Here is an 18,800-nt window from a genome sequence, read left to right on the forward strand (position 1 = left end):
ACTTAAGTGGGGCGCAAAAGGTCTTTTGTGTTGATAATAATTTAAAATCTATAGTAGACTAAAAAAGATTATTAAATTATAATATAACATATGATAAAAGACGAGAAATCGAAAACAATTTTTGAAGTGGAAGGGGCAGTAACTGCTTTACTACCTGCAGCAGAATTTAGAGTGAAACTGGACAATGAACATGAGATTATCTGTCATGTATCAGGGAAAGTGAGAAGAAGTAAAATACGCATCATTATAGGGGATAGGGTGTTAGTTGAGATGAGCATTTACGATAGGAATGCGAGAAAGGGTAGGATCATTAGAAGGCTTAAAGGTACAAGTGACAGAACGATCTCTAAATAATCTTATTCTTGCTTCATCATCGAAAAGGCGTATAGCTTTACTAAAACAAATAAACATTGAGCCAGGTTTAATTTTGCCAGCAGATATAGATGAAGCCCCTTTAAAAAAGGAACTTCCGAAGGATTACTCAATCCGTATGGCAAAAAGTAAAGCTGAGAAAATACAAAGTTTAAATCCAAATTATTTTGTGCTTGGTGTTGATACAGTTGTTGCTTGTGGTAGAAGGATATTGCTCAAAGCTGAAAACGTTGAGCAAGCAGAAAAATGTATCCGCTTGTTATCAGGAAGAAGGCATAGAGTATACACCAGTGTATGTCTATTAACTCCCGATCAATCTAAACAACATATCAGGACTGTGGTTACAATAGTGAAATTTAAACGTCTCAGTGAACAAGAAATTAAGTATTATTTAGCATCAGAAGAGTGGAAAAATAGGGCGGGGGGATGCAATATACAAGGCCTAGCTGGAGTGTTCGTATTGTTCTTACGCGGCTCCTACTCTTCCGTTATAGGGTTACCATTACATGAAACCTATTGTTTGCTAAGCAATTATTTTAACTTCAATTTATATTGAAATACCTTTATTAGTATCTTTTTTTTGTTGTGACTCAGCAACCTGTTTAGCCCAATCTAGTGGTCTTTTATTTCTGTTAGCTAATGCAATTCTATTGCGATCATAACCATCAGTGTGTTCTGTTAAAGTATCTCCTCTTTCTTCTTCTATTACTCCAGCTTTCAGTTGTGCTTCATCTTTCTCTAGTAATTTATATAGTTCGCTATTTTTATCTACAGTTGGATTAGTGTCATTATTTTCTCGTTCTGCCACTGTTTTTTCTAACCACTTACGTATAGGGTCATATTGTTTACCTTCTCCTATCTTTTCTAAAATGTTTTCTGAGAATGAATCTTTAGGAATATTTTCTTTAGTAGCCTGTTGTGCCGGTTCTCTTAACCCTTTATCCGGGTTTCCCAATGCTCCTTTTAACTCACTCGTATCTCCGATTTCTTTTGGTTCAATGTTTTCTAAGCTCTTCTTTAACTGTTCAGGATTTACTTGAGATTGTTCATTATTGTCATGAGTTGGAGATGAATAGCCCGAATCGTTTGCTTTTATGTCTGTTGAGCTGTCTTTTAGCAACCCAACTTCTCTCAAGCGTTTTTTAGTTTCTTCGCTAATCTGACTCTGATCAGCTGATTTTAACCCGAGATTTTCTTGACCTAATGTATTTTTAAGTTCTTCAAATAGAGTTAGATTACTTTGTCTAATATGTTCTTCTAATTTCCTTCCTACCTGTTTTAAATCTGTTTGAGATTTACTATCACTATTAGTTGGAGATATATAGCCTGAATCACTTATACTATTTGGTGTTGAAGCAGAGACACTAATAGTTGGACCTTCCACTATTTTTACATCTGCTAAATCGTCTTTTTGCAATCCATCTTCTTTATCTTGTGACAGTTTATCAGTAGGATCAACTTGCCTTAATCCTCTATTATCCTGCTGTGATCTATCTCTGATTTCTTTAAGAAGATTTTCAGGTGGAGTTTGATCACTTTGTTCAATGTTCTCTAAGCTCTTCTTTAACTGTTCAGGATTTACTTGAGATTGTTCATTATTGTCATGAGTTGGAGATGAATAGCCCGAGTCACTTTTATTATTGAGTGCTGTAGCAGAGAGCGGCTGTTCACTTTCTTTCCACTTAGCATCACTAGCATCTTGGTTATCACTGTTATCTGGAGAAGATGAATAAGGAATTATGTCCTTTAATGTCTCTAACGGTGATGGGTTATTTTTTCTACTTCCTGCAATTGATGCTTTTCTATCATCAACATCAATGTGCCGTAAGTTGTTTTTCTTGAAATTTCTGATGTCTTGTAACAGATCGCCTTTGCTATTTCCTTCTTGTTGCTGGGTTTTAGGTTGTTGCTGATCATTAGGTGTTTGCTCACTTCTATCTGGTTTTTGGCTTCCAGGTACAGCATGTCCAAATGTAGGATTGTCATACCGTTCATCTTCTTGCCTATTATCTTGATTGTGGCTTACAGACTTGGTGAAAGTAGAACTATCTGAAGAATCAGAAGTTGCACCTTTTTGCTGATTATTAGGTGTTTGCTCATTTTCGCGCAAGTCATCTGGTTTTTGGCTTCCAGATTTGGCTCCCCCTTGCTCATCGAAAACACCTTTTTTAGGTGGTAGTGAACTAGTTCTAGGTGGAAGTGGCGGAGGAGTTTTTTTGTTCTGAGGATTCTCCTCAAAAAGCGATTGTAGGTTATAAACTTGACCTCCCGAATTTGCTTCTCGTGCTGCTTGTCTAAGCTCACGCTTTTCTTTAGCCTCCTGAGAATTAATTTTATCGTCAAAATCTTTTCCAATTCCGCTATCGTAAGACTGCCTTCTGCTGTTAGATTGTAGTCCAAAATGTGAATGGTGGTCTTCTTTTTTTTGAGTTATATCAGTAGCTTGAACGCTAACACCTCTATTAACATCAATTCTTGTTGTAGTTTCAGATGATAGCTCGTTACTGTCTTTATTATGTTGCATCTCATTCGCTTTTCCTTGTCCTTTCTCCCTGAATTGTATTTCATGCAAGAATAAACCACCTATTTTTACATCTCTGTTTACTTCTAACCGTTCTAGAGAAAAATCATCACCTTTAACAAGGTCTACACCGTTAGCATCAATCTTAATTTTGATCTTACATTCCTTCCCCTCCGCATACCACTTTAAAGTCATTTCATATGAACCATCAGTTACGACATAATGTCTTATTTTTTTCCCTTCTTCCTCGGCAACAAAACCATGCATTCCGCTCTTTCCATCACTATGCAATGTTGAAAATCCCGAGATTTCATTCTTCTCACAAAAATCACTGTTTAAAAATTCGCTGATTTTAAACTCTTTTTTGTTATTTCCCAGCGTAATACTTGCGTGATTACCGTATATTGAAACTCCTGCAACATCATCAACATACTCTTTCAACCTTTCTTTAACTTCACTTTCAAGGTCTTGTCCAGCTTTCTTTGTCTTGTCGCATTTCTGAAGAATAACTCCATATGCTTTATCTTTGTTTTCTTCTTCGTCCCAATTCCAGTTGGCGTGTTTTGTTAAAAACTTTACTGTGTTAAAATCAACTCTAGCATTATAAATTGGGTCGTCTTCCTTTTTTATTTTATCAAATAAAGGAAAAATTTCTTGAATGCGCTCATTATAAATGTGTTCTTGTTGTGTATCGTTAGTGCCCATATATCCCTCACTAATAACCCTCTGCCTTTAGTTCTAGCTAATACTAGCTAATATAATTATCACAAGCATTGGTTGAATTTTTATTAAGGAAGGTTGTGTTACTAATGTGATGACACAAGCTATTTTATGGTAACATCAAACGATTTAAGTTGTCATTCCAGTCTGGAATCCAGCCTTTCACGAACCCCATCAAAAATGTTGTGTTTTAACATAAGATTAGCTACTTTTATGCTCACTAACTTAGTGCCAATCAAGATTCCTGGATCCCAGTGTCTGGGCACTGGGATGACATCCTTCTTGGCGGAAATCACTCTTATATCACAACAGCTGCATAGCCTAAATTGCTTTAGCTATAGCTCTGTTTTTGCAACTTCAAATATCTGCTACTCATAGTAAACACTTCTGGATCTTGAGAGGTTAGCTTGAGTATAGCGAGTATGTTGATAAACAACAAAGCAGCAATCGAGATATCAGCAACATCCCATAGCAACCGGACTTTACCTATCGCACCAAGCGGAATGATCATGGTAAAAATTACAATCCAGATTTTAGTGTATTTATTATCCATAGACACATAGCGTATTGTCTGTTTTGAGCAAAAAAACCAAGTAAAAATAGTAGTAAAGGCAAAACAAAACATTATGGCCATAATTAAATAGTCAATATAGGGCCAATTCATAGCTTTTCTAAAAGCAAATATGCACATGTTAGTACTCTCTAAATCAGTGACCCAAGAATCTGTGACAAGCAGTACCATTGTTGTAATAAACACTATGAATGCAACTATAAAAGGCGATATTATTGTGATTAGGCTCTGTTCAATAATAAATTTATTATTATTTTTCTTAGGAACAATTGAAGAATGTACGATTCCTTCGAGGCCAAGCCCTATATCTGTTGCAAAAATACCTCGCAAAGTTCCAACTTGAATAATAGTCAACATTTCTAAAATCAAACCTAGAGATAAACCAGAGTTAAAGCTACTAGTTGTAAAAAAACTGCTTGTTATTAGTTTTAGAGAAGGAAGAATATTTTCACTAAATTTAAATAATATGATACCGCAAAGTGTGAGGTAACTTACCGTCATTATCGGTATCATAGCCGATATAAAAATTTTAATTTTTTTTAAGCTGAGAGCTGCAACAACAAAAAATATTATGGCCATTACAATGCCACCAACAACTACAGGCACATCTATCATATTAAGTGGTATTGATAGAGAATTTACCTGAACAAGGTTACCAACTGTTATTGAAACCATCATCATGATAACTAGAAAGACAATTGTGGCCTTCCTAGAGTTAAACGCATCAGTCATGTAGGCTACAGGGCCACCTATAAACCGTTCGTTCTTTTCCTTTCTGGTTTTTATACTTAGATAACAAGTGACATATTTTATCACAGAAGTGATAACAATAATTATTGCCATCCATAAAATAGAGCCCGGTCCTCCGGTTTTTAGAGCAACAGCAGTTCCTGAAATATTTCCTACTCCTAAATTTCCCCCTAAAATTGTAAACAGAGCGGCTATAGAAGAAAATTTATTTTCTCCTTTTTTAGCTCCAAGGAGTGAAAGGGCGTATGGTAATCTAAATACCTGTAGCCATTTTAGTTTAATCGATAGGTAAACACCAGCAACTAGCATGAGTAATATTGTTGGCAGTAATAAAACAAACTTTACTGTATCCATCTGTAAAAGTGAGATTTTTATTTGAGTATACAACAAAAATTGAAAATACCTAACCTATTTTCTATGTATGACTTCGTTTCCGTCATTCTAGAAACCTTTTCTTGTCATCCAAGTAGCGTGACACATAACTGTACGAACATTGTAATATGGTACAATGTTAAGACGATGTCATTCCAGTGCTTGACACTGGAATCCAGCTTTTAATGCAACCCCTCACCAAAAATATTGTGTTTTAACATAAGGTTAGCTACTTTTATACTCACCAACTTAGTGTCCAATCTGGATCCCAGTGAGCTTTGTTGCATAGCAGCAGAAAAATTAGTGATTACTGACAAAATTCATTATAAATAGCGATTTAACTGTTGAAGAAAAAATATGCCACAAAAAATGAGGGTCAGTAACCATAGCGAATATAACAAATTTCTAGAAAAAAGAGGAAATATTTTTCATTATATCAACGAAGCCATAGAAAAGTGGTACGAGAATGGTCCAAAAATACCAGGTGGCAACAATATTTATAGCGATAAAGTTGTAATTTTGGTGCACATAATAACTTGTTTATTTAGAATAGGCCTGAGGCAAACAGTTGGGTTTATAGCAGGATACCTTGAGCAAATTGGGAAAAATTTGCAAGTTATCAGCTATTCACAATCATCAAGAAGGTTTAAGAAACTCAATATTAAGATCAATGATTGCAGAATTGATAAAAATAATATGGAAGATATCGAAATTGCTATAGACAGTACAGGAATTAGTATATACAACAACACTCCTGGTCATAGCAAAGAAAATAGCGAAGATAGAAAGTATCGCAGCTATGAACAGACAAGAAAATTGCATGTAATGTTGAATACAAACAGCAAAAAAGCCATAGCTGTAAAATACAGTAACGGTGTCTACTCTGATCACTATGGAGCTTGTGATTTGCTAAAAGAAGTCGATTTTCAGTATGTCATAAAAGTACTATATGCAGATAGGGCATATGACAGAGAAAAGCTCTATAAGCTGTGTAATCAATATGGTATAAAAACGAAAATTCCTCCGAAAAACAACGCAACAGAGCATCCAAAGTTAGACTATATGGCTGAGAGAAATTCTGCAGTCAAGCTCATAAAGTCATATGATGAAGATGGTATAAAGAAGTGGAAAAAAGAGATGAGTTATGGAAAAAGATCTTATATAGAAGGTTTTTTCTCGCGATTAAAAAAGACATTTGGATTTAGTTTTAGGAACAAATCTGAAATGAATCGTGAGAGGGAACTGCTACTCAAATGTTATTTGCTTAACAAATTTACTGAAATAGGCATGGCTAAATTTGAGATAGCTTCATAAATTTATTGTGCGTTACCTACTATCCGAAGAGCGATGCAACAAAGCCATCCCAGTGTCTGGGCACTGGGATGACATCTTTTTTCTTGGTACAAATTACTCTTATATCTCAATGTTCGTACAGTTAGTGCGTGACACTTGTATCTTTATGATGTGAGGCATTAGAGCTAAAATACCTCACAGGGAGGGTGAAGCTGATGCGACACTAATGCCATTAAGCCAGATTTTGCTTCCCTCCCATAGAGTTAAAGACTGAACAGTATCTTTTGGAATTATATCCCGTATTACAAGGTTAGTCTAAACTCTCAGTTTATTTATAGTCTTGGAGGCAATTTTATGCAAGTAAATGCTATTTTGGGTGTGGATATTTCAAAAAAGAAATTTGATGTTTGTTTGTTAGTGGACAGTAAAAAACGACACAAAGTCTTTCAAAATAATCAAGATGGTTTTGCAAAACTTGTAGTTTGGTGCAATGGCCATGGAGCAAATCTTACTCATTTATGTCTTGAAGCAACTAGTTGGTATGGAGAAGATTTGGCTACTTTTATGCACGATTTAGGACATAATGTCAGTATAGTAAACCCAGAAAGCTTTTGGCAAAAGTGAGCTGCTCAGAAATAAGACAGATAAATCAGATGCAGCTATGATAGCTAGATTTTGTATCGCCAACAAACCTGCTCTTTGGAAGCCCATTGCACCTGAAATGAGGCATTTGAGGGAGCTTTACCGTTGCATGCAATCGCTAAAAGATGATAAGGTGCAACAGACAAATCGCTTGGAAAACAAAAATATGCATTCCAGTTGCAAAGAAGCTATATCTAAAGTAATTTTGGCAATAGAGGAGCAAATTATTGTTCTCGAAAAAGAAATTAATGAGCATATAAATAACTATCCACATCTAAAAAATATGGTGGAAAACCTTAAGACTATAAAAGGTATAGGATATCTTACTGCTGTTGCTGTTGTCGCAGAAATGCCATCAGTTGATAACTTTGACAATGCTAAACAATTTACAGCTTTTGCTGGTCTAAATCCAGGACATTATCAATCGGGATCGTCAGTAAGTAAGAGAAGTTGCATATGCAAAATAGGATCTGAGCGTATTCGAAAAGCTCTTTATATGCCAGCTATAGTAGTCAAAAACCATAATAATCATTTTCAAAAGTTTTGTCAGCGTCTAGCAAGTAAAGGCAAATGTCCAAAAGTCATAGTTCTTGCGTTAATGCGAAAATTAATGCATGTCTTTTTTGGTATTCTTAAAAATAATCAACCATTTAATTGTAATTTTGTTGGATAATTTGTTTGACAGCAGAAACAGTATCTGGGATCTAAATTTTTTATGCGAAACCATTATGTTTATATACTTGTAGGCCCAAGTTCCTCACATAGTGAACAAAAAAGTAAATGAGATTCCAGTGTCACGCGCTGGAATGACACCTACCCCATGAGAACTCTATTTTTCATACCACTCATTTATAAGTTTATTGATATCAGAATCTATAAAATCCTTTAATGGTTGCCTGATTTTTATCTCAACATTTTTAGGGATGCACCTATCTTTACATATCGCATAATTTATATGGAAGTTAAGGTCAATATACCCTTGATTTAAAAATATATTCATCTTAAAGGGAAATAATACCATATCCTCATATACGTTACTTACAAACGTCTCTCTCCCTACTTTATCTTTATGTTCCTTTGGAATAGGCCAGTGAATATTTATATCTGATGCATTACCTTTGTAACTAATAGACGTGGGAAGGCCAAAATCTCCAGGATCTTTATAATATATGTGCCAGCCTGGTTCTACTGTAACCTTTATTGCACCTTTAAGAGTGAAGCTTGCTTCATTTATCTCGCCAATAAGTAAATCAAATTTTGCAATTTCCTCGTCAGCATATAGTTGAGCGCAAGAAAAAAATAAAAATAATATTAAATATATATATATTTTCATTAAGGTAAATTTCTCCTTTTATAGAGAAAGTAATTTAGATTTTAATTATTATATTTAATAGTATTATATAGATTATTTATTAATATAGCATTATGCTATAGCTAAACTGACTTACGACAATCTGAAAAACGACAAATTCGTCATTCCGCTACTTGTTAGCGGAATCTATGCCGAGATACCGCGAATGAATCCACAACTGTACGAACATTGTGATTTTGGCCCATAAGGAGGGTGTCATCCCAGTGCTTGACACTGGGATGGCTTTGTTGCATCACACTTTATGAGATGGTGATTTATGGTAAATTCATGTAACTATCTCAAATTTAGCCATACCAATATCAGTGAATTTATTAAGCAAATAGCATTTAGTTCTTTTTCTCGATTTATCTCAGATTTATTCCTAAAACTAAATCCGAATATTTGCTTTAATCTTGAGAAAAACCCTTCAATATAAGATCTTTTCCCATAATTTACTTCTTTTTTCCATTCTTTCATGCCATCTTCACCGTATAATTTTATTAACCTAATAGCAGCATTCCTGTCAGACATATAATCTATTTCTGGATGTTCTGCCGCATTGTTTATTGGTGGAATTTTTGTCTTTATATCATATTCGTTACACAACTTATAAAACTTGTGCCTATCACATGCTCTATCTGCATATAGTGCTTTTATGGCATGCTGAAAATCAACTTCTTTTAGCAAATCACAAGCTCCATAGTGATCAGAGTAGACACCGTTACTGTATTTTACAGCTATGGCTTTTTTGTTGTTTATATTCAACATTACGTGCAATTTTCTCGTTTGCTCATAGCCACGATATTTTCTGTCAGTGCTATTTTCCTTGCTGTGTGTTGTTGTATATACTAATTCCTGTACTGTCTATAGCAATTTCGATATCTTCCATATTATTTTCTGCAATCATTTATCTTAATATTAAGTTTCTTTTGATGCTTGTGAATAGCTGCAAATCTCTTCCTATTTGTTGCAAATACCCTTTTATAAACCCGACTGTTTGTCTTAAACCAATTCTAAAGAAACTGACGATTATATGCACCAAAATCACAACTTTATCACTATAAATATAGTTGCCGCCCTGCATTTTTGGACAATTCTCGTACCAATTTTCTATGGCGTCATTGATATAACAAAAAATGCTTCCTCTTTCTTGGAGAAATTTGTTATATTCATGGCAGTTACTGACTCTCATTTTTTGTGGCATATTTTTTCTTCAACAGTTAAATGGCTATTTATAATGAATTTTGTCAGTAACTGCCAGTTCTTTTCACTTGAGCGATGCAACAAAGCCCACTGGGATCCAGAAAATTTGATTGTGTACTATACAACATTTTCGATTAAAAGCTGGATTCCAGTGTCAAGCACTGGAATGACATCACAGGGGCACTGGAATTTTTGTTTCAATATTTGTACATTAGCCATGCATCTGAACAGATACTGTAAATTAGCTATATTACATTAGCCCATCAGATGAGTTGTAATGGTTATAATTGTCTGATAAGTGATCTCTAACATCGTGACCTAACTCATTGGCATCAGGCTTAACTTCGTGATCTAACTCATTAGCATCGAGCTTAAACAAAGAAGGATTATCATCAGATTGTTGATTAGACTCTTTCTCTTTCGACCCAAATAACCATGAAAAGAGTGATGAGATAGAATCAATAATGGATTTAATTGTTGAAAAAATATTGGATAAGAAATTACTGGGTTGCTGAGTATCCTCTTCGGCTGATTCTGGTTCAGGCTCTTTTCCTGCTGTGTCATCCACATCTTCTTCAGGTTTACTTCTGCTTATAAGTGTCTTATCTAACCATTTGAATATATTCTTGTCTAGATTATGAAAATACATTTGACTTATCTCCTTATTTTCATCAACGTAAATCACTAAAGTTGTATTCTCATTCCCCAATCCATCACATTCACTAACGAGCGATTCATGAGAGTTCTTAATGTCTTTGATAAATTGAAGTTTTTCTTCTTCTGCTGAAAGATAATCTCTGTGTTCTGCTCTATAAGTGGTGCCTTTGTATTTAAAACTAAACATTGATTCACGATCTTCATATTCATCTAGTCCAGAATTCTTGACACGTTGTATAATTTGAAATTTCTCTGCTTCTGAAAGGTCCTTGAGGTATATACTACCAGTTGTATCTTTATATTTAAATTTAAACATCCATCCATGGTCTTCATATTCATCTAGTCCAGAACTCTTGACACGTTGTATAATTTGAAATTTCTCTTCTTCTGAAAGGTTTAGGCGGTATACACTACCAGTTGTACCTATGTATTTAAAAATAAAACTCCATCCATCGTATTTATATTCATCTACACCCATCTGCTTGCAAATAGCTTTATAATTTTTTTCTTCTACTTCTCGTCCAACAACATTTGCTATGAGTTCAGTATCCAGAATACTCAAAGTTTGGACTGTTGCCGATGGTGAAAAACACAATTGAAATATGTGGCCTAGCTCATGACCTAGAACAAAATCCATGGCACTTTGCTTATATGTCAGAATATTCTGACAATCTGTTACTCCTCGTGTAATATATCCTGGACCACCATCTTCATCTAAGCCGAGAAGATTGTTATACTTTGTATAATCGCTTCTATTATTAAAAATGTGAACCGTTATATTGTAACTTGCATTACTATTTTTCAAGCAAAACTTTTCTTTAAATGCTTCATAGGCAGTTTTAATGTCTGTTTCTATTTGGTTTTGTTCCTGCTCAGATAAGTTGTCGTATTTTATAGTACAATTTATATACCCGTATTTAACGGTAAAGCTGTTAGACAAAACATCATGTATATTTGTGGAAAAATAATTGAACTGCTTTGACTCAGCTTCCTTATACAATTGATGCCCATATTTATCCCTAGAATACTTTGGTAGTTTAGGTACTTTGGCAATTAAGTTTTTGTTACTATCAAAAAAAGAAATATCAGAATTACCAATCCTAAAATCCTTTATAGATTGCCCGCAAGTGCCATCATTTGCACAATCATGATTATCTTTCTTATTAAACCATGCGTTGGTGTATTTTTCCATTTTGATACCTCACTACCAAACCTTACTATATTATTATCTTGGTAAAAATCATAATAATTCGTTAACTTGTATTTTAAATCTGTATCAAATGTGCTTTTCTCGTAAGGTATCAATTGTGAAGTAATTAACTTTATTTGTTTAAAATTTTGCTAAAATAGCTCTTTTTATACTATGTTTTATATAGCTAAACTGACTTAGATTTACTGACAATTTGAAAAACAAAAATTCGTCATTCCGCTACTAGAGGTTGTCCGGAAACAAGTAAAAGGCTATAAGAGGTTGTCCGGAAACAAGTAAAAGGCTATAATATCTGAAATTTTAGTACGGGGTAAAGATGAGAAAAAAGTATCCAACAGATCTAAGCGAAAGGGAATGGGCAAGAATAGAAAAACACTTCAGAGTATCATACAAGAAAGGAGGAAGGCCGCCAAAGTATAGCAAAAGAGAAATATTAGAAGCAATTTTCTATGTATTGCGTACAGGGTGTCAATGGCGGTATTTACCAAATGATTTTCCGCTATGGAAGACTGTGTATGAGCAGTTCAGGCAATGGAAGAAGCAGGGAATTTTTGAGAAAATGAATTATGAAATTACAAAATATAGTAGAAGAAAAATAGGAAGGAATGAGCAGCCGAGTGCCTGTATAGTAGATAGTCAATCTGTAAAGACTACAGAAAAGGGGGGATCAAAGGCTATGATGGAAGTAAAAAAGTAAAGGGTAGAAAAAGGCATATAATTACAGACACTCAGGGTTTTATACTAGGTTGTTACGTAGGCGCTGCTAACGAAAATGATAGAGATGGTATTAAAATAGCATTAAACAATATGAGAACAAAATATACTAAAGTTAAAAAAATGTGGGCTGACATGGGATACCAAGGAAGAAATTTAAAGAATCACATAAAGGAAGAATATGACATAGATATTGAAATTGTTAAAAGGCCTCCATGTAGATTTTGGGTGCACAAAGATACGCCACCTGAGCTACTACCAACAAGAGAACAAGGGTTTAAAGTACAGCCAAGAAGATGGGTTGTAGAAAGGACTTTTGCTTGGGTTAATAGGAATAGAAGGCTATCGAAGGAGTATGATTTACTCACAACATCCACTGAGAATTTCATATACCTAGCTATGAGTAGGGTTATGTTAAAGAGGGAATATGCTTGAATTTACTAGTTTCCGGACAACCTCCTATAGTATTTTCTAAAACGAATGATAAACGTCTAAAATGGTATTACCAACTAAAAGGTGTAAGTTTGTACATTGATGCATTAGAGGTCTGAGGCGACTTTTGATGGTGTGCCAACAATGCTCTATCGGATTTAGATCTTACTATTACCCACAAATATAAATGTTTGTTGCATAGCTCTTAATGGCATAACTTTTGCTTGAAATAACTGTTTATATGGTGCAATTTACAGCTTTTAGTTGCTAAAATTATAACTCTTAGTTTAATAATTTTAATCTAATAAGCTTTCAGGTTAATAAAATTAAATTATTTGAGTAAATACAATACTATGTTTTTATTTGTGGGTAATAGTAAGGCTTAAAGCAAAATGTAGTACGAACGGTAGGTGGATCTAAAAGATCGAATTACAATCCTGTATACAGCATTTTGCATTATTGTTTGATTATATTTATAGGTACAAAAATGGCTAGAATAATTTTCATGGGAGTAGATGTTTCCAAGGAAGCATTGGACATCTCAATTAATGGCAAGCATAAGCGCATAGCAAACGTGAGTGATGCTATATCTAAGTTTATAGAAACAAATATAGTCGATTTACCCATCAAGTTATGTGTAAGCTGGTGGCTATGAAAAGCTCATTATAAAATTGTTGCAAGATAACTGTCCATAAAGCTCACCCGAATCGGGTATATGCATTTGCCAAAGCTTGCAATCATTTTGCAAAAACTGACAAGTTAGATGCTAAATTACTGGAAAAATACGCTGAATTTGTCAGTAAAGACGGTGAAGTAAAAGGATGTATAATTTCACAAAAGCAAGAGGAATTAAAGGAGCTGGGGGCAGTTGAGCGTAATTTAAATGATGCAATTCATGCAAACAAGTGTCGCCTGCAAAGTGCGACGGGAAAAGCTAGAGAATACATAGAAAGACAGATAGGGTTTGCTGAAAAACAATTGAAAGAAATTAGGCAAGACATAGAAGACGCAATAGCTGAATTGAAAGGAAAAAATGAGCTTTTAATCAGCTATAAAGGTATTGGATCAAAGACGGCGAGCGTTCTACTGACAGAGGTGCCTGAGCTTGGTAGATTAGAGAATAGAGAAATTGCATGCTTAGTTGGAGTTGCACCTAAAACTAGTGAAAGTGGAAGAAAAGTTGGCAAAGCTCAAATCAAAGGAGGCAGGTTTTATGCAAGGAAAGCACTATACATGTCAGCTCTTGTTGCTATGCGCCACAACAGAAAAATGAAAGCGTTTTATCAGCGTTTGGTTGATTCTGGCAAAGCTGCTAAGGTTGCATTAGTTGCTGTCATGAGAAAAATTATCGTTTGTTTAAATGCCATGATAAAAAATAACAACTTTTATCTTGACTCTTAAGACGGTAGATGACAGACCATTGATTGTATGGGTTCCATCTGTTATATATAATCTTTTTGAATACGAAGAAAACTGATGAATGAGTATGATATTACGGTTATAGGTAGCGGTCCTGGTGGTTATATAGCGGCAATTAGGGCGGCACAGCTTGGGTTTAAAACTGCAATTGTGGAAAAAGAAAAAAATTTAGGCGGTATATGCTTAAATTGGGGATGTATACCAACAAAATCACTGCTTAGAGCATCTGAGGTTTATAGGCTAATAAAAAGATCAAAAGAGTTTGGTATAGAAGTAAAGGGAGCGAATTTTGATATACAATCAATAGTGAAATACTCAAGAAACGTTGTTGATAAATTGTCAAGCGGTGTTGCATATTTGATGAAAAAAAATAATATCAAAGTTCATCAAGGTTTTGGTAAACTTGCAGGCAATGGTACTATAAAAGTCGTTAGCGATAAGGAAGAACAAGAAATTGTTTCCAAGCATATCATTTTAGCAACAGGCGTGAGGGCACGGAATCTGCCTGGAATAGAGGCAGATGGAGATTTAATATGGAATGCGCAGCACGCTATGACTCCAGAGAGATTACCAAAATCGCTACTAATTATAGGGTCTGGTGCAATTGGAATAGAATTTGCAAGTTTTTATAGTACTTTGGGGGTTGATGTAACAATCATAGAGATAAAGAGCACTATTTTGCCGCTGGAGGATAAGGACATTTCAGATTTAGCACAAGAAATATTCACAAAACAGGGGATAAAAATATATACAAACAGTAGCGTAAAAGCTCTTACTAAAAGTAAAGACTCTGCTCAAGTGCTACTAAGTAGTGGTGAGAGCAAAGAATTTGAGAGGGTGATTGTTGCGGTTGGAATTCAAGCAAATATTGAAAATATAGGTTTAGAAAATACAAAAATTAAATTAAGCCCTTCTGGCTTTATTGAAACGAATGAATGGTATGAAACTAGTGAATCAAATGTGTATGCAATAGGTGATGTAGCTGGCCCACCATGTTTAGCACATAAAGCGAGCCATGAAGCCGTGATCTGCATTGAAAAGATTGCTGGTAAAAATGCTCATGCGTTAAAAAAAGAATGCATACCAAATTGCACTTATTCTCATCCACAAATAGCGAGCATCGGCCTTACTGAGGAACAGGCAATAAAAGGTGGGTATGATATAAAAATAGGAAAATTTCACTCTAACTTTAATGGTAAATCTGTTGCACTCAGTGAAACTGAAGGGTTAGTGAAAACGATTATAGATAAAAAAACCGGAGAAATTCTGGGTAGCCACATGATAGGTGCAGAAGTAACGGAGTTAATTAGCAATTTTGCTCTTGCAAAGCAACTAGAAGGAACAGACTTCGACATAAAATCTACGATTTTTCCTCATCCAACCATTTCAGAGATGATACATGAATCAGTGCTTGCTGCAGATGTTAAATAGTTGAACTAACGTTCCATCGTTTTAGAGTTGTCAATGTCTTGAGTAGTAGTTTGATTAGGCACTTTAGTTTCAATAGATTGATTACCACCAGCATCAGAATTCTGTAACTCTTCTTTCAATCCCTTAGCTGCTTCTTTAACTTCAAGCTTTGCCTTTGGATGAAGATCTTCTGGGCCTTTTCCTTTAGTATCCAAACCTTGTTGTAGATTAGTGCTTTTCATTTTATTATGCTGCTCGTGCTCAGGTAGGTCAACGACCGAATTGAAAAGAATTTTTATTATATTTTTTAGCAGTTCTAAAAAACCTCCGCTTCTGCCTTCTCTTTGTTCTTGAGGTTTATTTTTCTCATTAGGTTCTTTTTTACTATTACTTTTAGGCATTTTTAACTCAACTATCATAACGCTTAATAAAATTCTACGTGCAAATTGTTAAATAACAGTTAACAATCTAGGATTTATTATTTACAGATGGATATTATTTTAGCAACAGGTGGCACAGGTGGGCATATCTTTCCGGCCATAGCTTTAGCAAAAGCACTAAAGACACAAGGATACAATTGCATATTATTCACTGATAAAAAAACAAATAAAAATACCGACATAGAAAGCTACACCTTACCATTACGTAGACCAAGCAGCAACAAATTTAAGTTTTTCCTTTTCTTGATATACAGCTCTATGTTAGCACTGTATCAAGTAAGAAAATTAAAACCAAAATCGGTCATTGGTTTTGGTAGCTATGCTTCTTTTCCAACTCTTCTTGCAGCAAGAGTTCTTTCTATACCTATAATTTTACATGAACAAAACACAGTTTTAGGGAGAGTAAATAGATTCTTTTTCAAGAGTGCAAAATTAATTGCAACCAGCTTTCCGGAGACTAAATATGCAGAGGGCAATAAATGTATTTTTACAGGAAATTTTGTTGATATAAAAGCACAGAGCCATTCTAGCACTGAGAAAATCCTAAATATATTGGTCATAGCAGGCAGCCAAGGTGCAAATTTTTTTGATGATGTAGTAAGCAGCGTAATTTGTGATTTACCTATTAAAATGAAAAAGAAAATTAGAGTGACGCAGCAATGTACGAAGAAAAATGTAAACAAGGTCAAAAGTCTATACAAAAGTGAAAAGATCGATTGTGAATTGAGTGAATTTTTTGATGATATGGAGAATAGACTGGCCAATGCTCACTTGGTAATTAGCAGAGCAGGAGCAACTTCAATAGCAGAGATCACTCTTGCTAGGCGTTCTGCTATATATATTCCTTACCCTTACTCAAAAGATAATCACCAATTTTATAACGCAAAATATATTGAAGACTCGAGAGCAGCTATAATAGTTAAGCAGAATAGTGAAGCAAAAAAAAATCTAACAGAGGTACTATTTGATCTATTAAATAATTCTCAAAAATTGCGTGATATGACCAATAGTACAGAAAAAACAGGGATAAAGAATGGGACTACTGAGTTTGTTAAGGTGATTGTTCACAGGTTTAGTTGATGGCTGCTTGCTTTTTCTTCAAACACGTCCCAAAGATCCTTTTCTAGCGATATATTATACAATTTATTGATATAAACTACTCCCGTGGGTGAAGTTGTGTTAATTTCGAGCAGGAAGTCATCTATAATATCAATACCAACAAATATTAGCCCTCTTTTCTTTAATTCAGGACCAATTTTGTTACATATTTCATTGTTTCTATCGTTCATTTGAGCGGGCTCAAAACTTGCTCCAAGTCGCATGTTTGTTCTGATCTCTCCACTGATTTTTGGAATTCGTTTCATTACACCAATTGGTTGGCCATAAAGTAGCAATATTCTTTTATCTTTATCTATGTTTTTACAAAATGATTGTGCAATCACAGGGCATTCGTATTTTGCTATCATGAGATCCACTACTACTTGAATACTATTCTCATCTTGTATTCTTATCACATCGTTTCCTCCATAACTATACAATGGCTTCAGAATAATATCTTGATAGTTGTAGTAGAAATCTCTAATCATTGATATATTTTCAGTAATCAAAGTTGGCGGAATTAGTTCTGGAAATAATGAAGTTATCAATTTTTCAGGACAATTTCTTATTTCTGTTGGATTGTTAATTACCAATGCGCTAGTTTTTTCTAAGATATATGTTGTTGTAATGTAACGCATATCAAAAGGTGGATCCTGTCTGATAAATATGATGTTCATTTCATTCAAGTTGATAGCTACATCTTTTTTGGAGATAAAACTAAAATCATCAACGCTGACTTTCTGAGCAAAAGCAATTGGATAGTTTAGCTTTAGTGCTAAATTATCAGGAGTATAAACAAAAATTTCATACCCCCTCCTTTGTGCTTCTTTTATTAGCGCAAATGTAGTATCAGTTTCAAAATTTATATTTTCATCCATCTGAAAGGCAATTTTCATTTATGTTCTCTACCTATTGTCACAACTGTACAAATGTTATAATTTGAAAGCGATTTTTGCCTAATGGCGTAACTTACTGTACCTGTATCGTACATAACTTACAACTTGTTTTACTCCCTTTACTTTTCTTGCAATTGCTATTACAGCTTTTAATTCCGCTTTATTTTGGGCTATACCCATCAAATAAACAACTCTATCAACCGTATTAACGCTATAATTAATTGACTTAATATTTCTTTTTCCCAGGAGTCTTGTTCTTATTTCCGCTGTTATCATGCCATCTACAGTGGTGTCTAGCATGGAAGCCATTTGAATTGGTATTACTCTTATTTCATTTATCACTTCTTTAATTTCTTTTTGCTGCCAAGCTATTTTTTCTGCTGTAAGTTGTTTTTCAGGAGTGTCAACACTTCCAATGAGCAATACTCTTCCTTCACTTACTTTAACCTTTATGGATGAAAATAGCCCATGTTTTAAGAGCCCCTTATTAATTCTGATGACCATAGTCGTATCATCAATGATATTTCCCAAGGATTTGTCCTGCATTGTTATTGCTGTTGCTGCCGCTGTAGCCACCACACCACCTATTATAAGGGTTGTGCAACCACTTTGTGTAATCAAAAAAATTGCGAGTAAGAAGCTTGTTATTAATCTCATTATTGATTTTCAGGGTTTAGAGCTTTCATTAAGAAATGTTAATAAGCTTTTTTGATTGTGTAAATACCATAA

The 18,800-nt window shown here is 34.5% G+C and carries 20 protein-coding genes and 2 pseudogenes; 12 read left to right on the forward strand and 10 right to left on the reverse strand.

The window, feature by feature from the left end; translation table 11 throughout:
- The first annotated feature begins 90 nt into the window (after positions 1-90).
- On the forward strand, positions 91-354 hold the full coding sequence (infA, locus tag ACFEL3_RS02270) for a translation initiation factor IF-1 (protein WP_007550159.1): 264 nt from the start codon (positions 91-93) through the stop codon (positions 352-354).
- Entirely contained in the window at positions 332-928 is a 597-nt protein-coding gene (locus ACFEL3_RS02275) for a Maf family nucleotide pyrophosphatase (protein ID WP_010082554.1), read from the forward strand. The genes infA and ACFEL3_RS02275 overlap by 23 nt, the downstream gene beginning before the upstream one ends.
- Here ACFEL3_RS02275 and ACFEL3_RS02280 read toward each other — a convergent pair.
- The 3 genes from ACFEL3_RS02280 to ACFEL3_RS02290 all read right to left on the reverse strand — a co-directional run bounded on the left by ACFEL3_RS02280 (position 920) and on the right by ACFEL3_RS02290 (position 5,288).
- A complete protein-coding gene (locus tag ACFEL3_RS02280) occupies positions 920-3,598 on the reverse strand; it encodes a hypothetical protein (protein ID WP_095742669.1) in 2,679 nt (892 codons plus the stop codon). The genes ACFEL3_RS02275 and ACFEL3_RS02280 overlap by 9 nt on opposite strands.
- Positions 3,599-3,750: 152 nt before the next feature.
- A complete protein-coding gene (locus tag ACFEL3_RS02285) occupies positions 3,751-3,909 on the reverse strand; it encodes a hypothetical protein (protein ID WP_153296804.1) in 159 nt (52 codons plus the stop codon).
- Positions 3,910-3,944: 35 nt separating this feature from the next.
- Positions 3,945-5,288 (reverse strand): alanine:cation symporter family protein, encoded by a 1,344-nt coding sequence (locus tag ACFEL3_RS02290; RefSeq protein ID WP_038198671.1) that lies wholly within the window; start codon positions 5,286-5,288, stop codon positions 3,945-3,947.
- Positions 5,289-5,663: 375 nt separating this feature from the next.
- On the opposite strand from ACFEL3_RS02290, the gene ACFEL3_RS02295 reads away from it, so the two are divergent.
- The 4 genes and pseudogenes from ACFEL3_RS02295 to ACFEL3_RS02310 all read left to right on the forward strand — a co-directional run bounded on the left by ACFEL3_RS02295 (position 5,664) and on the right by ACFEL3_RS02310 (position 7,914).
- On the forward strand, positions 5,664-6,620 hold the full coding sequence (locus ACFEL3_RS02295) for an IS5 family transposase (protein WP_264374375.1): 957 nt from the start codon (positions 5,664-5,666) through the stop codon (positions 6,618-6,620).
- A 7-nt stretch (positions 6,621-6,627) separates the two neighbouring features.
- Positions 6,628-6,774 carry a hypothetical protein gene (locus tag ACFEL3_RS02300; protein ID WP_190321476.1) on the forward strand — a complete coding sequence of 49 codons (147 nt, stop codon included), beginning with the start codon at positions 6,628-6,630 and terminating at the stop codon, positions 6,772-6,774.
- Positions 6,775-6,953: 179 nt separating this feature from the next.
- Positions 6,954-7,338 (forward strand): annotated as a pseudogene (locus tag ACFEL3_RS02305) (IS110 family transposase); the annotation flags it as partial.
- Positions 7,339-7,590: 252 nt separating this feature from the next.
- The gene (locus ACFEL3_RS02310) at positions 7,591-7,914 is read left to right on the forward strand and encodes a transposase (RefSeq protein WP_182183164.1); all 324 of its coding nucleotides are present in this window, start codon (positions 7,591-7,593) and stop codon (positions 7,912-7,914) included.
- A 156-nt stretch (positions 7,915-8,070) separates the two neighbouring features.
- Here the strand turns inward: ACFEL3_RS02310 and ACFEL3_RS02315 are convergent, their stop codons facing one another.
- The 3 genes from ACFEL3_RS02315 to ACFEL3_RS02325 all read right to left on the reverse strand — a co-directional run bounded on the left by ACFEL3_RS02315 (position 8,071) and on the right by ACFEL3_RS02325 (position 9,730).
- A complete protein-coding gene (locus tag ACFEL3_RS02315; protein ID WP_015589109.1) occupies positions 8,071-8,574 on the reverse strand; it encodes a protein-disulfide reductase DsbD domain-containing protein in 504 nt (167 codons plus the stop codon).
- Between the two features lie 312 nt (positions 8,575-8,886).
- Positions 8,887-9,360: a transposase gene (locus ACFEL3_RS02320; RefSeq protein WP_250296353.1), complete on the reverse strand. Its 474-nt coding sequence runs from the start codon at positions 9,358-9,360 to the stop codon at positions 8,887-8,889.
- A gap of 139 nt (positions 9,361-9,499) precedes the next feature.
- Positions 9,500-9,730: a transposase gene (locus tag ACFEL3_RS02325; protein WP_227738638.1), complete on the reverse strand. Its 231-nt coding sequence runs from the start codon at positions 9,728-9,730 to the stop codon at positions 9,500-9,502.
- Between ACFEL3_RS02325 and ACFEL3_RS02330 the strand changes: the two genes are divergently transcribed.
- On the forward strand, positions 9,626-10,054 hold the full coding sequence (locus ACFEL3_RS02330) for a WPE palindromic element domain-containing protein (protein ID WP_244226859.1): 429 nt from the start codon (positions 9,626-9,628) through the stop codon (positions 10,052-10,054). The genes ACFEL3_RS02325 and ACFEL3_RS02330 overlap by 105 nt on opposite strands.
- Here ACFEL3_RS02330 and ACFEL3_RS02335 read toward each other — a convergent pair.
- Positions 10,046-11,644: a hypothetical protein gene (locus ACFEL3_RS02335; protein ID WP_264374374.1), complete on the reverse strand. Its 1,599-nt coding sequence runs from the start codon at positions 11,642-11,644 to the stop codon at positions 10,046-10,048. The two genes, ACFEL3_RS02330 and ACFEL3_RS02335, sit on opposite strands and share 9 nt — an antisense overlap.
- A gap of 334 nt (positions 11,645-11,978) precedes the next feature.
- Here ACFEL3_RS02335 and ACFEL3_RS02340 point away from each other — a divergent pair.
- The 4 genes and pseudogenes from ACFEL3_RS02340 (at position 11,979) to lpdA (ending at position 15,658) form a co-directional block, all read left to right on the forward strand.
- A pseudogene (locus ACFEL3_RS02340) lies at positions 11,979-12,811 on the forward strand (IS5 family transposase).
- Between the two features lie 484 nt (positions 12,812-13,295).
- Positions 13,296-13,463, forward strand: a complete 168-nt coding sequence (locus tag ACFEL3_RS02345) for a hypothetical protein (RefSeq protein ID WP_155968863.1) — start codon at positions 13,296-13,298, stop codon at positions 13,461-13,463.
- 323 nt (positions 13,464-13,786) lie between these two features.
- Positions 13,787-14,209, forward strand: a complete 423-nt coding sequence (locus ACFEL3_RS02350; RefSeq protein ID WP_049973639.1) for an IS110 family transposase — start codon at positions 13,787-13,789, stop codon at positions 14,207-14,209.
- A gap of 75 nt (positions 14,210-14,284) precedes the next feature.
- Entirely contained in the window at positions 14,285-15,658 is a 1,374-nt protein-coding gene (lpdA, locus tag ACFEL3_RS02355) for a dihydrolipoyl dehydrogenase (protein ID WP_010962518.1), read from the forward strand.
- A 5-nt stretch (positions 15,659-15,663) separates the two neighbouring features.
- Here lpdA and ACFEL3_RS02360 read toward each other — a convergent pair whose 3' ends face one another.
- Complete coding sequence (locus ACFEL3_RS02360) at positions 15,664-16,056, reverse strand: hypothetical protein (RefSeq protein ID WP_006279962.1); 393 nt, start codon at positions 16,054-16,056, stop codon at positions 15,664-15,666.
- A 69-nt stretch (positions 16,057-16,125) separates the two neighbouring features.
- Here ACFEL3_RS02360 and murG point away from each other — a divergent pair, with 69 nt between their 5' ends.
- On the forward strand, positions 16,126-17,157 hold the full coding sequence (murG, locus tag ACFEL3_RS02365; protein ID WP_007549072.1) for an undecaprenyldiphospho-muramoylpentapeptide beta-N-acetylglucosaminyltransferase: 1,032 nt from the start codon (positions 16,126-16,128) through the stop codon (positions 17,155-17,157).
- On the opposite strand, the gene gshB is transcribed toward murG, so the two are convergent.
- The gene (gshB, locus tag ACFEL3_RS02370) at positions 17,142-18,071 is read right to left on the reverse strand and encodes a glutathione synthase (RefSeq protein ID WP_038198626.1); all 930 of its coding nucleotides are present in this window, start codon (positions 18,069-18,071) and stop codon (positions 17,142-17,144) included. The two genes, murG and gshB, sit on opposite strands and share 16 nt — an antisense overlap.
- Before the next feature lie 60 nt (positions 18,072-18,131).
- A complete protein-coding gene (locus ACFEL3_RS02375) occupies positions 18,132-18,728 on the reverse strand; it encodes a BON domain-containing protein (RefSeq protein ID WP_010962515.1) in 597 nt (198 codons plus the stop codon).
- Positions 18,729-18,800 lie beyond the last annotated feature (72 nt).

The sequence above is a fragment of the Wolbachia endosymbiont (group A) of Opomyza germinationis genome (assembly GCF_964264765.1).
In the GTDB taxonomy this organism is placed as follows: domain Bacteria; phylum Pseudomonadota; class Alphaproteobacteria; order Rickettsiales; family Anaplasmataceae; genus Wolbachia; species Wolbachia pipientis.